Here is a 12402-nt window from a genome sequence, read left to right as displayed (position 1 = left end):
ACCGGCCTCAAGTAGCCCGAAGGGCGATAGGCCAAGGAGAAAAGATGCCCCAGGGTTACGTTCGCGCCCTCGACCTGCCCCAGGTGATCCCGGTGTTCCCGCTGGGCGGGACCATCCTGCTGCCGCGCGGACAGCTGCCGCTCAACATCTTCGAGCCGCGCTATCTGAACATGGTGGACGACGCCATGGCCGGCGACCGGATCATCGGCCTGGTCCAGCCCAAGGGCGGCACGCCGGCCCTGCCCGGCCTGTCGCCGGTCGGCTGCGCGGGTCGGATCACCAGTTTCGCCGAGACTTCCGACGGGCGCTATCTGATCACCCTGACCGGCGTGTCGCGTTTCCGCATCGCTGCCGAAATGCCGTCCAAGACCCCCTATCGCCAGGTCCGCGCGGCGTTCGAGGCCTATGAGGACGATCTGGTCTCCCCGCCCGAGGAGCCGGACTTCGACCGCGACGCCTTCCTGGACGCCCTGCGCGCCTATATGGCCCATCGGCTTCTGGATATCGATTGGGAGACGGCCGAGACTGCGCCGATGGAGGCCCTGGTCAACAGCCTGTCGATGGCCCTGCCGTTCGAACCGGCCGAGAAACAGGCGCTGCTGGAGGCCATGGGCCTGATGCCCCGCGCCGAGGCCCTGACCGCCCTGATGCGCATCGACGCCGCCGACGGCGGTGACGACGCCGCGCCGTCCATGCAATAAGCGGCCACGCTTTCAGGAACCCGCCATGAGTGATGCTTTCAACACCCCGGTCTCCGTCGACCCTCGCCTGCTGGAGGTGCTGGTCTGCCCGGTCACGCGCGGCAAGCTGACCTACGACCGCGACGCCAACGAGTTGATCTCGACGGGCGCCAAGCTGGCCTATCCGATCCGCGAGGGCGTGCCGATCATGTTGGCCGAAGAAGCGCGGCAGCTCGACTGACCGCCGCAAGAACACCGAACATCCATTGGCCCGGAGCGCGGCGCGCCCAACGGGCCTCAAGTAGCGCAACGCGCGATAGGCCCAAGAAAAATGACCCTCAGAGTCGCCATCCAGATGGACCCGATCGAGGCCGTCGACATCGCCGGGGACACCACCTTCCTGATGGCCGAGACGGCCCAGGCGCGCGGTCACAAACAGTGGGTCTATGACTTCCGCACCCTGGCGCTGGAGGAGGGCCGGCTCTACTGCCGCGCCCGCCCGATCACCGTGCGGCGCGAGGTCGGCGACCACGTCGACTTCGGCGATTGGGAAAAGCTGGATCTGGCCGAGGACGTGGACGTGATCCTGATGCGCCAGGATCCGCCGTTCGACATGGCCTATGTGACGGCCACCTATCTGCTGGAGACGGTGCATCCCCGGACCCTGGTGGTCAACGACCCGGCCCAGGTGCGTTCGGCCCCCGAAAAGCTGATGGTCACCGCCTTCCCCGGCCTGCAACCGCCGACCCTGATCTCGGCCGACCCCGTCGCCTTGGACGCCTTCCACAAGAAGCACGGCGAGGTGGTCCTGAAACCCCTGCACGGCAATGGCGGTTCGGGCGTGATCAAGCTGCGCGCCGACGATCCCAACCTGGACGCCCTGATCGAGATTCATGCCGCCGGCAGCCGCGATCCGCTGGTGATCCAGAAGTTCATTCCCGCCGTGTCCAAGGGCGACAAGCGCATCCTGCTGATCGACGGCGAGCCGGTCGGCGCCATCAACCGCGTGCCGGCGGCAGGCGCGGTGCGCTCGAACCTGCACGTCGGCGGCACGGCCATGCCGGTCGAGCTGACGCCGCGCGACCTGGAAATCTGCGCCGCCATCGGCCCGACGCTGAGGGAACGCGCCCTGATCTTCGTCGGCATCGATGTGATCGGCGACTATCTGACCGAGATCAACGTGACCTCCCCCACCGGCGCCCAGCAGTTGAAGGCCTTCACCGGCATCGACGCCACGGCCCTGATGTGGGACGCCATCGAGGCCAAACGCGCCGCACAGGTTGCGTGATCGCCACTTGAATTAGATTTGAGTTCATGGTTCGTTCTTTCATTCAGGCGGGAGAACGACATGGTCGCACGGGTTGTCACGGTCGCCTTTGACGGGGTGGAAGCCCGACGTGTGGACGTCGAGGTCCAGTTGATCGGCAATGATGGGCCGACCATCTTCAACATCGTGGGCCTGCCGGACAAGGCGGTGGCCGAAAGCAAGGAGCGGGTGCGCGGGGCCTTCGCCGGCATCGGTTTGGCACTGCCCGCCAAGCGGATCATCGCCAACCTGGCGCCGGCCGACCTGCCCAAGGAGGGCAGCCATTTCGACCTGCCCATCGCCCTGGCGCTGATGGCGGCCATGGGCGTGATCGCGCCCGATGCGCTCGACGGCTGGGCCGCCATCGGCGAGCTGGGGCTGGACGGCCAGATCGCGCGGGTCGGTGGCGCCCTGCCCGCCGCCGTCGCCGCCGACGCCATGGGCCTGGGTCTGATCTGCCCCGAGGCGACGGGCCCGGAGGCCGCTTGGGCCGGCGGCGCCCGCATCCTCGCGCCGCGCTCGCTGATCAGCCTGATCAACCATTTCAAGGGAACCCAAGTTCTACGCACGCCCGAGCCCGGACCGCTGGCGGACGGCAAGGCCGTGCCCGACCTGCGCGAGGTCAAGGGTCAGGAAAGCGCCAAGCGCGCGCTGGAGATCGCGGCGGCCGGCGGCCACAACCTGCTGTTCATCGGCCCGCCGGGGTCGGGAAAGTCAATGATGGCGCAGCGGCTGCCCGGCCTCTTGCCGCCCCTGACCTCGCAGGAGTTACTGGAAACCTCGATGGTCTGGTCGGTCGCCGGCCTGATCGAACGCGGCGCCCTGACCCGCGATCGCCCGTTCCGCAGCCCGCACCATTCCGCCTCGATGGCGGCCCTGACCGGCGGGGGCCTGCGCGCCAAGCCCGGCGAGGCGTCGCTGGCGCACAACGGCGTGCTGTTCCTCGATGAACTGCCGGAATACAGCGCCCAGGCTCTGGACTCGCTGCGGGCGCCGCTGGAGACGGGCGAGATCGTCGTCGCCCGCGCCAACGCCCACATCCGCTATCCAGCGCGGTTCCAGCTTGTTGCGGCGATGAACCCGTGCCGCTGCGGCATGGGCGGCGCCGGACGCGGGGCGTGCGGCAAGGCGCCGCGTTGTCAGCGCGACTATCAGAACCGCGTCTCGGGTCCGATGTTCGACCGCATCGACCTGACGGTCGAGACGCCGCCGGTCACCGCCGCCGACATGGCCCTGCCCCCGCCCGCCGAAGGCACGGCCGAGGCGCGGGCGCGCGTCGCGACCGCCCGCGCCATGCAGGAGGACCGGGTGCGCGAGGCGGGGCTGGACGCCGCCCAAGGCCTGAACGCGCGCGCCTCCGGCGGCACGCTGGATCGGTTCGCCACGCCGGACGACGCGGGCCGGATGCTGCTGATGCGGGCGGGCGAGGCCGGCGGTCTGACGGCGCGCGGCTGGACCCGCACCCTGCGCCTGGCGCGCACCATCGCCGATCTGGATGGCAGCACCGGCGTTTTGCGTCGCCACATCGCCGAGGCCCTGATCTATCGCCGCACCACCATCGGGGCCGAGGCGGACTTCGACCGCCGCGTGGCGCAGCGCCATGAAGGCTTCGGCCTGCGCGAGGGCGACGACGAGCAGACGCCCTTCCTGCACGCGCGACGCGCCCGCGGCATGGTGGAGACATCCTTAACCGTCGGCCTTTAGGCTCTGTCCTGTTGGGGAGACGGCCATGACGCGACGGACGGCGACAAAGCGGATCGAGGAGCGGACGAGCGCACCCGCCGACCCCGCCCAGCAGTTCCTGCGGCTTATGAGCCACGAGATGCGCACGCCGCTGAACGGCGTCATCGGCATGATCAACCTGTTGCAGCGGACCCGGCTGGACGGCGCCCAGCGCGCCTATGCTGAGAACGCGCGTCAGTCGGCCGAACATCTGCTTGGCCTGGTCAACGACCTGCTGGACTATGCGCGGCTGGAGGCCGGGGCGCTGGAGTTCGACCTGGCCCCCGTCGATCTGGAAGGCCTGGTGCGCGGCGTCGCCGAGTTGCTGAGCCCGCGCGCCCACGACAAGGGGTTGGAGATCGTCTGGTCGGTCGCCGCTGACGCGCCCGACGTGCTGGCGGACGAAGGCCGGCTGCGTCAGGTGCTTTTCAACTTGGCGGGCAACGCCGTGAAGTTCACCGAAACCGGCGGCGTGCGCATTTCGGTCGAGCGCGTCGGCGGCAGCGCGGCGCGCCCGCGTCTGGCCTTCCTGGTCGACGACACCGGCCCCGGCGTCGCGCCCGAGGCGCGTACACGGATCTTCGAGGAATTCGGCCACGCAGACAGTTCCGACGCGGTCCGTCAGGATGGTGCCGGCCTGGGTCTGGCGGTCGTGCGTAAACTGGCCGCCGCCATGGACGGCTCGGTGAAGGTCGAAAGCCGGCCCGACGGCACCGCAACCGGCGGGGGCGCCCGCTTCCGCTTCGAGGCCGCCTTCGCCGCCGTCGCGGTGGCGCGCGACAAACCATTGCGCGGCCAAACGGTCGCGGTGCGCGCCGTCGATCCCTTCGTCCTGTCGGCGGCTCGCGCGCAGATCGAGGCCTCGGGCGGCGTCGTGGCGGATACGGCGCCGGTGACCCTGGTCGATCACGCCGACGCCCCGGCGGGCGCTCTGGCGGCCCTGCCTTCGAGCGGTCGCGGCATTATCCTGCTGAAACCGGCCGAGCGCGATCTGATCGCCCGCTACCGCGCCGTCGGCTTCCACGGTTATTTGATCAAGCCCTTGCGTCGCGCGTCCCTGGCCGAGCGCGTCCTGGCCGCCGTCGGCGCCGAGACGCCCGACAAGGCCAGCGCCCACTCAGCCGCGCCGATCGAAGACGACCGCGTCGCCCCCGTGCAGTTCGCCGGCATCCGCGTCTTGCTGGCCGAGGACAATCCCGTCGGCGCGCTTCTGGCCCGCACCCTGTTGCGCCGCGAGGGCTGCACCGTCGAGACGGCCGCCACCGGCGACGAAGCCGTCGCGGCGCTGAAACGCGCGCGCTACGACGTTGTCTTCATGGATATGCGGATGCCCGGCATGGACGGCCCCGCCGCCGCCCGCGCCATCCGCGCGGCGGGCGACACGACGCCGATCCTCGCCCTGACCGCCAATGCCTTCGCCGAGGACCGCCGCGCCTGTCTGGAAGCCGGCATGGACGATCATATCGTCAAGCCGCTGGACGCCGAGGCCCTGCGCGCCGCGCTCGCCCGCTGGACGAAGCGCGACATCCGCGCCAAGGTCGGCTGAGTTACAGGCGCCCGCGTTTCCGGCCGCCGCGCCGGAGCCGTGCATGACCGAACAAGCCCACCCCCCCGTCAACGGCAAGCCCGCCGGCCGTTTCGGCGGCCTCGCCGTCTATGGCGAGCGGCGCGTCTTCATTATGCTGCTGCTGGGCTTTTCGGCGGGCCTGCCGAACCTGCTGATCTTCGACACCCTGTCCGCCTGGCTTCGCGAGAGCGGCCAGACGCTGGAAGTGATCGGCTTCTTCGCCCTGGCCACCCTGTCCTATTCGCTGAAGTTCGTCTGGGCGCCGCTGATCGACCGGACGTCCGTGCCCGGACTGACCCGTCTGTTGGGTCACCGCCGCGCCTGGATGCTGGTGACGCAGGCCGTGATCGTGTTCGGCCTGTGGTCGATCTCGACCCTGAACCCCGCCAACGCCCTGATCGCAGTGGCTGGATTCGCCGCCCTGGTCGGCTTCTTCGGGGCGACGCAGGACATCGTCATCGACGCCTGGCGGATCGAGGCGGCCGACGACAGCCGCCACGGCGCAATGGCCGCCGCTTATCAGATGGGCTACCGGGTCGCCATGATCGTCGCGGGCGCCGTGCCGCTGGTCCTGGCTGATCTTTATAACTGGAACCTGTCCTATGCCGTGATGGCCGCTCTGATGGGCTTCGGCGTCGCCGGCGTTCTGTTCGCCCCGCGGGAAAAGGCTCATTCCATCCGCGCCATCCCCGTCGGTGACGTGCCGTCTCGCCCTGGGTTCGAGGTGATCGAGTGGATCGTGCGCCTGGCCGTCATCGGCGTGGCGGCGATGGTGCTGGGGTCGGGCCTGACCGGCCAGTCGGGCCCGCTGAATGCGCTGTTTGGATTGTTCGGCCTGGGCGCGGATGGCAAGGCGGCTGTGGCGGCGGCCCTCTCGGCCAAGCCCGAAGGCGTCTATCTGCAGGTCGGTCTGGTCTTCCTTGGCCTGGCGGTGATGGTGCTGGCGTGTTGGCCCGTGCCCGGCGTGAAGACCCGACCTGGAGCCTATCTGGCAGGGTCGTTCGGCGAACCCGTGGTGGATTTCTACAAGCGGTTCGCGGGGGTCGCCACGCTGATCCTGGCGCTGATCTGCGTCTATCGCCTGGCGGATTTCGTGCTGAACATCATGAACCCCTTCTATCTGGATCTTGGGTTCTCCAAGACGGAACTGGCCGAGGTGCGAAAGGTGTTTGGCGTGGTCATGACCACCCTGGGCGTCTTCGTGGGCGGTTGGTCGGTGGCAAAGCTGGGCCTGATCCGCACCATGGTGATCGGCGCCTTCATGAGCCCGGTGTCGAACCTGGTCTTCGCCTGGCTGGCGACCCAGGGCCCCAGCATCCCGGCCCTGACGGTGGCCATCGGGGTGGACAATGTCGCCACCGGATACGCAGGGACCGCCCTGATCGCCTATATGTCCAGCCTGACGTCGATTGGCTTCACCGCGACGCAATACGCCCTGTTCAGTTCGCTCTATGCGCTCCCCGGCAAGCTGATTGCATCGCAGTCTGGCCGGATCGTCGAGGCGTCGGCGCGGGCCGCGGAGGGGACAGGTCCGTTCGCCGGTCTGCGGCCGCTTTTCGCGCGATTGCCCGAAGGGTCGTTGGCGGCGGGAGCGGCAACCAGCGGCGTGACGCCGGCGGCGCTAGGCGCGGGCTACGTCGTCTTCTTCCTCTATTCGACGATCATCGGCGTTTTCGCCATCGTCCTGGCCTTCATCGTGGCTTCCAAGCAGACCGCGCTTCAGGCGCGCCAGAAGGTCGCGATGGAAGAAGAGGCTGCGATCGCGGCGACCGAAGGTCAGCCGTCCTGAGGCTTCAGCGCTTCAGGAAACCGCCGATCATGTCGCCCAGGCCACCCGGCAGTTTGCCAAGCAGGTCGTCGGCGCCGTCGATCTGACCGCCGGGGGTCAGGCGATCGATGGCTTCGGGCAGAAGACCGGCCAGGGTTTCGCCGGCCTGTTCGGGGGTCACGCCCATCTTGGCGGCGATGTCGGCGATGGGGCCGTGGCCGAGGACGGCCGTGATCTGCTCGGGCGAGATATTGGCGTTCGGCCCTGTGCCGACCCAGGAGCCGATCACATCGCCCAGGCCCGCCTGACCGAACTTTTCGGCCAATCCGCCGACGCCGCCCTGACCCTTGAGCAGATCGCTCAGACCGCCTGCGGCGTCGTCGCCGAGACCCTTCACCACATTGTCCAGAAAGCCCATCGCCGTCTCCTGAATGATGGCGCATCGTAACACCGTCATGCGACGGATACGAGAAAGGCCCGCCGGGATCCGGCGGGCCTTTTCGACTTCGGCTTTTGAGAAAGCCTTAGTTCTTGGCTTCGTTGGCGCCTTGCGTGACGGCCGAACCGGCGGCCGAGACGTCGCGGCCGGCGCCGGCGATGGTGTTGCAGGCCGACACGGCCAGAGCGGCGGCGACGATGGACAGGGTGATGATCTTGCGCATGGTTTGAACCCTCGTTGGTATGGTCAAGTTTCGTCGAAACGCCGACCCTGAACTTGGGTTGCATCAAGCGACGCCGTATCGAAAATTTTGCTGTCGGCGTGTCCGATCGCCGCAACGCCGGGGGCACTGAGCGCTTGCGCCGCGCGCACGCGACCCCGAAGGTGCCCCCCTGTTTCACGAGGGGTTGTTCATGCGTCGTCTTCTGATCTCGTCCGCCGCCATGATGGCGGTGCTGTCCGCCGCGCCCGCGCTGGCGCAGACCGCCGCCCCCGCACAGACAGCCGCGGCCGAAAGCGAGGACGCGCGGCTGAACGCCTTCTTTGAACAGGCCTTCCAGGCGCGGATCGCGCTGAGCCCGCAGCAGATGACGTCTCTGGGGATCAAGACCGACTACGACAAGCTGGACGACGTGTCGGACGCCGCCGCCGACCGGGCTCTGGCGCTTCAGGAGGCGCAGCTGGCGCAGATGAAGGCCCAGTTCGATCCGCAGAAGCTGGGGCCGCAGGCAGCGCTGTCGTGGCGAATGTTCGAGTACGGCGTCCAGCAGGCGCGGCTGTCGAACCAGTGGCGCGACTGGGGCTTTCAGTTCGCCGCCAACGGCAATCCGACCACCAGCCTGCCGGTCTTTCTGATCAACAACCACCGGGTCTCCAGCGTCGCCGACGCCGAGGCCTATGTCGCGCGGATCAAGGCCGCCGAGACGCAGATGGATCAGGTGGCCGAGGAACTGCGACAGCGCGCGGCGGCGGGCGTCGTCTCGCCGCGCTTCGTCTTCGCGCCGTCCATCGCCAACACCCGCAACGTCATCACCGGGGCACCGTTCGACGAGGGCACGGACAATCCGGTCTGGGCCGACTTCAACAAGAAGGTTGCGGCGCTGGAGACGGATCAGGCGACGAAGGGCCGGCTGTTGTCGGAAGGCCGCGCGGCTCTGACCGGACCCTACAGGGCCGGGTTCGAGACCGTGCTGACGGCCTTGGCCGAGGTGCAGCCCAAGGCTGACAGCGACGCGGGCGTGTGGCGCCTGCCGCGGGGCGAGGCCTATTACAACGCCCGGCTCCAGCTCTCGACCACCACCGACCTGACCGCCGACCAGATCCATCAGATCGGTCTGGCCGAGGTCGCCCGCATTCAGGCCGAGATGGAGACCATCAAGACCCAGGTCGGCTTCACCGGCTCGCTCCAGGACTTTTTCGTCTTCCTGAAGACCGATCCGCGGTTCCAGTATCCGAACACGCCGGAGGGCAAGGAGCAGTATCTGACCGACGCGCGCGGCTTCATCGCCCAGGTCATGGCGGCGGCGCCGCAGTGGTTCTCGACCCTGCCCAAGGCGGCGCTGGAGGTGCGGGCGGTGGAGCCGTTCCGCGAGGCGACGGCCTCGATCGCCTTCTACAACTCGCCTGCGCCGGACGGGTCGCGACCGGGCATCTACTACGTCAATCTGTCGGACATGACCCAGGTGCTGAAGCCCCAGATCGAGGGCATCAGCTATCACGAGGGCGCGCCGGGCCACCACTTCCAGATCGCCTATGCGCAGGAGATCGAGGGCCTGCCGCGCTTCCGCCGGTTCGGCGGCTATGGCGCCTATGCGGAAGGCTGGGGGCTGTACGCCGAGCAGCTAGGCAAGGAGATGGGCTTCTATCAGGACCCCTATTCCGACTTCGGCCGGCTCTCGACCGAGCTGTGGCGCGCGGTGCGTCTGGTGACCGACACCGGCCTGCACGCCAAACGCTGGAGCCGCGAACAGGCGATGGACTATTTCCGCCAGAACTCCCTGCTGTCCGAGCGCGACATCGAAAAGGAAGTCGAGCGCTACATCACCAATCCCGGCCAGGCGACCAGCTACAAGATCGGCGAGCTGAAGATCGAGGAACTGCGCGACCGGGCCCGGACGGCCTTGGGCGACCGGTTCGACATCAAGGACTTCCACGCGGTCGTGCTGGGCTCCGGCTCAGTGCCGCTGGACGTGCTGGAGGATCAGGTGGACGGCTGGATCGCGGCGGGCGGCGGGGCGCCGACGACCTGACTCGGCTCGCATTTCCGGTCACGGAGAGGTAAAGGGCGCGCGCCATGCCGTTCACCGCCACCGTCCTGACCATGTTTCCCGAGGCCTTTCCGGGCCCGCTCGGGGTGTCTCTGATCGGTACGGCCTGGCGCGAGAAGGGCTTGTGGAGCCTCGAAACGGTTGACATTCGCGCCTTTTCCACAGATACGCGCGGCTTCCTGGACGACACCCCTGCGGGTGGCGGCCCGGGAGCTGTGCTGAAGGCGGACGTTGTGGCCCGGGCGGTGGATAGCCTGCCGGGACCCAAGCGGCCGCTTTTGTACATGAGCGCCAGGGGTCGGCCCCTGACCCAGGCGCGCGTCAAGGAATGGGCCAAGGCCGACGGGATCGTCGTGCTGTGCGGTCGTTTCGAGGGGGTGGATCAGCGGGTGCTGGACGCACGCGGGTTCGAGGAGGTCTCGGTCGGAGACGCGGTTCTCGCCGGCGGCGAGGCGGCGGCGATGGTCGCGATCGAGGCGTGCGTAAGACTGATCCCCGGCGTGCTCGGCTCAGGCGACAGCCTGTCGTCCGAAAGCTTCGAGGATGGGCTCTTGGAACATCCGCAGTACACGCGACCGCGGACGTTCGAGGGGCTTGAGATACCCGAGGTGCTGCTGTCGGGCGATCACAAGAAGATCGCGGGATGGCGCGAGGCGCAGCGGGCGACGACTACGCGGGAGCGGCGGCCGGACCTCTGGCAGGCGCATCTCGCCAACTCACAGCTAAAGGGCGCAAAGCCCGAGGAGAAATGACATGAACATCGTTCAACAGCTGGACGCCGAAGAAAAAGCCCGCGTCCTGGGCGAACGCAAAATCCCGGAATTCCAGCCCGGCGACACCCTGCGCGTCAATGTGAAGATCAAGGAAGGCGAGCGCGAGCGCGTTCAGGCCTTCGAAGGCGTCTGCATCGCCCGTGACGGCGGCGGCATCAGCGAAACCTTCACGGTCCGCAAGATCTCGTTCGGTGAAGGCGTCGAGCGCCGCTTCCCCATCCTGTCGCCGAACATCGAGTCGATCGAAGTGAAGCGCCGCGGCGTCGTGCGTCGCGCCAAGCTCTATTACCTGCGCGATCGTCGCGGCAAGTCGGCCCGTATCGCCGAGCGCCAGACGGTTCGTCCCGCCAAGGGCGTCGTCGTTCCGGAAACCGGTTCGGCCGCCAAGACCGAAGAAGCCTAGGCCACTTTGTGGTGCGCTAACGCGCTTCGCGCTGCTTGAGCGTGGGCTAGACGATCAAATGACGAAGGCCCCGGCGGTGACGCCGGGGCCTTTTTCTATTCCGTCGGTCCGGGATTACTGCGGGAACAAGGGGTTGGCCGCGTCGCGCTGGCCTTCAAGGCTGTGTTTCAGGGCTTCCATCTGCTCATGCTCGGTTTTCACCGCCGCATAGGCCCGCCGGATCGTCTCGCGCGTCGTGGCGGAAATGCCGGTATCTTCCAGCGCCTTTTCATATTTGCCGGCGATGAATCCTTCGCCCGAGTTGATCGAGCCGACAACGGAATCGTCGTTGCGCAGCAGGGCGTGTTTCACATCCAGAAACGCGCGGTGCGCCTTGGCCAGGATCGATCCATCGGATTCGGGATCGCCGCCCAGGCCCCGCACGGCGGCCGAGAGGTCGTCGACAACCTGCTGGCGTTCACTGCTGCGGCGCTCGAACAGGGTGCGGTAGTGCGGGTCTTGCGTCTGTTCGGCGGCTTCGCGATAGCCGTCCGCGCTGTCCAGCGTCGTTTCGATCAGGCCGTTCAGAACCTTGATGTCGTGGGCGTTGGGGTTGCTCATCTCGTCCATTCCTTCCGCTGTTGCGGTCAAACGGCGAAATGGCCCGGCGCGGCGAAGGTTGCCGCCTGCGACATCAAAGTTTGGTGCGAAGCGACCACAGCTCGGGGAAGCAGCGCTTGGTCAGGGTCGAGGCCAGATAGGCCGCGCCTTCTGTTCCGCCCGTGCCGCGACGCCGACCGATGATGCGTTCGACCGTGACGACATGCTTGTGCCGCCAGGTCAGCAGGGCGTCGTCCAGATCGACCAGCTTCTCGGCCAGCTGATACAGGACCCACCACCGCTCCGTGTCGCGATAGACCTCCAGCCAGGCCGCCTCGACGGCTTCTGACGGCTGATAGGGCTGGGTCACGTCGCGGCTCAGCACCTCGCCGGGCACCGGCAGACCGGCCTTGGCCAGTTGAGCCAGGGCATCATCGTAAAGGCTGGGCGCGGCGATGGCGGCCTGCAGCGCGGTCAGGGCCTCGGGGCGGTCCTCGTGGAACTTCAGGAAGCTGGCGTCCTTCAGGCCCAGCATGGCCTCGAAGCGTCGGAACTGGTCGCTCTGAAAGCCGGAAGATGACCCCAACGACCCCCGGAACCGTAGATAGTCCGACGGCGTCATCGTCGACAGAATGTCCCAGCTGTGGGTCATCACCGCCTGGATACGGCTGACGCGCGCAAGGCTCTTGTAGGCCGGAACGAGGTCGCCGGCGCGCACCATCGACTGGGCCAGAGCCGTCTCATGCAGGATCTGCTTGAGCCACAGTTCCTTGGTCTGATGGATGACGACGAACAGCATTTCGTCGTGCTGGTCCGACAGCGGATGCTGGGTCGAAAGCAGGTCGTCCAACGCCAGATAGCCGGCGTAAGTGATGTCGCTGGATTGGGTCATGCCCGC

At 67.7% G+C, this 12402-nt stretch carries 13 protein-coding genes; 9 read left to right on the top strand and 4 right to left on the bottom strand.

The features are described from left to right. Nucleotides 1-44: 44 nt before the first annotated feature. The 6 genes from Q9R14_RS13790 (at nt 45) to Q9R14_RS13765 (ending at nt 7064) form a co-directional block, all read left to right on the top strand. Nucleotides 45-701, top strand: coding sequence for an LON peptidase substrate-binding domain-containing protein (locus Q9R14_RS13790; RefSeq protein ID WP_026108391.1), 657 nt, complete (start codon nt 45-47; stop codon nt 699-701). A gap of 25 nt (nt 702-726) precedes the next feature. Beyond that, on the top strand, nt 727-921 hold the full coding sequence (locus Q9R14_RS13785; RefSeq protein WP_242077553.1) for a Trm112 family protein: 195 nt from the start codon (nt 727-729) through the stop codon (nt 919-921). A 90-nt stretch (nt 922-1011) separates the two neighbouring features. Beyond that, nucleotides 1012-1968 carry a glutathione synthase gene (gene gshB / locus Q9R14_RS13780; protein WP_306002769.1) on the top strand — a complete coding sequence of 319 codons (957 nt, stop codon included), beginning with the start codon at nt 1012-1014 and terminating at the stop codon, nt 1966-1968. Between the two features lie 60 nt (nt 1969-2028). Beyond that, nucleotides 2029-3690, top strand: coding sequence for a YifB family Mg chelatase-like AAA ATPase (locus Q9R14_RS13775; RefSeq protein WP_306002768.1), 1662 nt, complete (start codon nt 2029-2031; stop codon nt 3688-3690). Nucleotides 3691-3715: 25 nt separating this feature from the next. Next, entirely contained in the window at nt 3716-5254 is a 1539-nt protein-coding gene (locus tag Q9R14_RS13770) for a response regulator (protein ID WP_306002767.1), read from the top strand. A 43-nt stretch (nt 5255-5297) separates the two neighbouring features. Next, nucleotides 5298-7064 carry a permease gene (locus Q9R14_RS13765; RefSeq protein WP_306002766.1) on the top strand — a complete coding sequence of 589 codons (1767 nt, stop codon included), beginning with the start codon at nt 5298-5300 and terminating at the stop codon, nt 7062-7064. Nucleotides 7065-7068: 4 nt separating this feature from the next. Here Q9R14_RS13765 and Q9R14_RS13760 read toward each other — a convergent pair whose 3' ends face one another. Next, the gene (locus Q9R14_RS13760) at nt 7069-7461 is read right to left on the bottom strand and encodes a YidB family protein (protein ID WP_039247128.1); all 393 of its coding nucleotides are present in this window, start codon (nt 7459-7461) and stop codon (nt 7069-7071) included. Between the two features lie 106 nt (nt 7462-7567). Next, nucleotides 7568-7705 (bottom strand): entericidin A/B family lipoprotein, encoded by a 138-nt coding sequence (locus Q9R14_RS13755; RefSeq protein WP_017505021.1) that lies wholly within the window; start codon nt 7703-7705, stop codon nt 7568-7570. 190 nt (nt 7706-7895) lie between these two features. Between Q9R14_RS13755 and Q9R14_RS13750 the strand changes: the two genes are divergently transcribed. From Q9R14_RS13750 to rplS, 3 genes are read left to right on the top strand one after another with little or no spacing between them, the layout of a single operon-like run. After that, complete coding sequence (locus Q9R14_RS13750; RefSeq protein ID WP_306002765.1) at nt 7896-9731, top strand: DUF885 domain-containing protein; 1836 nt, start codon at nt 7896-7898, stop codon at nt 9729-9731. A 44-nt stretch (nt 9732-9775) separates the two neighbouring features. Then, a complete protein-coding gene (gene trmD / locus Q9R14_RS13745; protein ID WP_017505018.1) occupies nt 9776-10501 on the top strand; it encodes a tRNA (guanosine(37)-N1)-methyltransferase TrmD in 726 nt (241 codons plus the stop codon). A gap of 1 nt (nt 10502) precedes the next feature. Continuing rightward, nucleotides 10503-10925 (top strand): 50S ribosomal protein L19, encoded by a 423-nt coding sequence (rplS, locus tag Q9R14_RS13740; RefSeq protein ID WP_017505017.1) that lies wholly within the window; start codon nt 10503-10505, stop codon nt 10923-10925. 114 nt (nt 10926-11039) lie between these two features. Here rplS and Q9R14_RS13735 read toward each other — a convergent pair whose 3' ends face one another. Beyond that, on the bottom strand, nt 11040-11525 hold the full coding sequence (locus Q9R14_RS13735) for a PA2169 family four-helix-bundle protein (RefSeq protein ID WP_242077560.1): 486 nt from the start codon (nt 11523-11525) through the stop codon (nt 11040-11042). Nucleotides 11526-11598: 73 nt separating this feature from the next. Further along, nucleotides 11599-12396 carry a tryptophan 2,3-dioxygenase gene (locus Q9R14_RS13730; RefSeq protein ID WP_306002764.1) on the bottom strand — a complete coding sequence of 266 codons (798 nt, stop codon included), beginning with the start codon at nt 12394-12396 and terminating at the stop codon, nt 11599-11601. Nucleotides 12397-12402: the final 6 nt, after the last annotated feature.

Source organism: Brevundimonas sp. C43 (assembly GCF_030732185.1).
In the GTDB taxonomy this organism is placed as follows: domain Bacteria; phylum Pseudomonadota; class Alphaproteobacteria; order Caulobacterales; family Caulobacteraceae; genus Brevundimonas; species Brevundimonas diminuta_C.
Note: the sequence above shows the minus strand (reverse complement) of the source record. Positions and strands in the feature narration are given on the sequence as shown.

Coding starts and splice junctions, on each gene's coding strand:
- Q9R14_RS13765 (WP_306002766.1), top strand. CDS start 5,298: ATGACCGAACAAGCCCACCCCCCCGTCAACGGCAAGCCCGCCGGCCGT.
- Q9R14_RS13735 (WP_242077560.1), bottom strand. CDS start 11,525: ATGAGCAACCCCAACGCCCACGACATCAAGGTTCTGAACGGCCTGATC.
- Q9R14_RS13750 (WP_306002765.1), top strand. CDS start 7,896: ATGCGTCGTCTTCTGATCTCGTCCGCCGCCATGATGGCGGTGCTGTCC.
- Q9R14_RS13785 (WP_242077553.1), top strand. CDS start 727: ATGAGTGATGCTTTCAACACCCCGGTCTCCGTCGACCCTCGCCTGCTG.
- gshB (WP_306002769.1), top strand. CDS start 1,012: ATGACCCTCAGAGTCGCCATCCAGATGGACCCGATCGAGGCCGTCGAC.
- Q9R14_RS13760 (WP_039247128.1), bottom strand. CDS start 7,461: ATGGGCTTTCTGGACAATGTGGTGAAGGGTCTCGGCGACGACGCCGCA.
- Q9R14_RS13790 (WP_026108391.1), top strand. CDS start 45: ATGCCCCAGGGTTACGTTCGCGCCCTCGACCTGCCCCAGGTGATCCCG.
- Q9R14_RS13755 (WP_017505021.1), bottom strand. CDS start 7,705: ATGCGCAAGATCATCACCCTGTCCATCGTCGCCGCCGCTCTGGCCGTG.
- trmD (WP_017505018.1), top strand. CDS start 9,776: ATGCCGTTCACCGCCACCGTCCTGACCATGTTTCCCGAGGCCTTTCCG.
- Q9R14_RS13730 (WP_306002764.1), bottom strand. CDS start 12,396: ATGACCCAATCCAGCGACATCACTTACGCCGGCTATCTGGCGTTGGAC.
- Q9R14_RS13770 (WP_306002767.1), top strand. CDS start 3,716: ATGACGCGACGGACGGCGACAAAGCGGATCGAGGAGCGGACGAGCGCA.
- rplS (WP_017505017.1), top strand. CDS start 10,503: ATGAACATCGTTCAACAGCTGGACGCCGAAGAAAAAGCCCGCGTCCTG.
- Q9R14_RS13775 (WP_306002768.1), top strand. CDS start 2,029: ATGGTCGCACGGGTTGTCACGGTCGCCTTTGACGGGGTGGAAGCCCGA.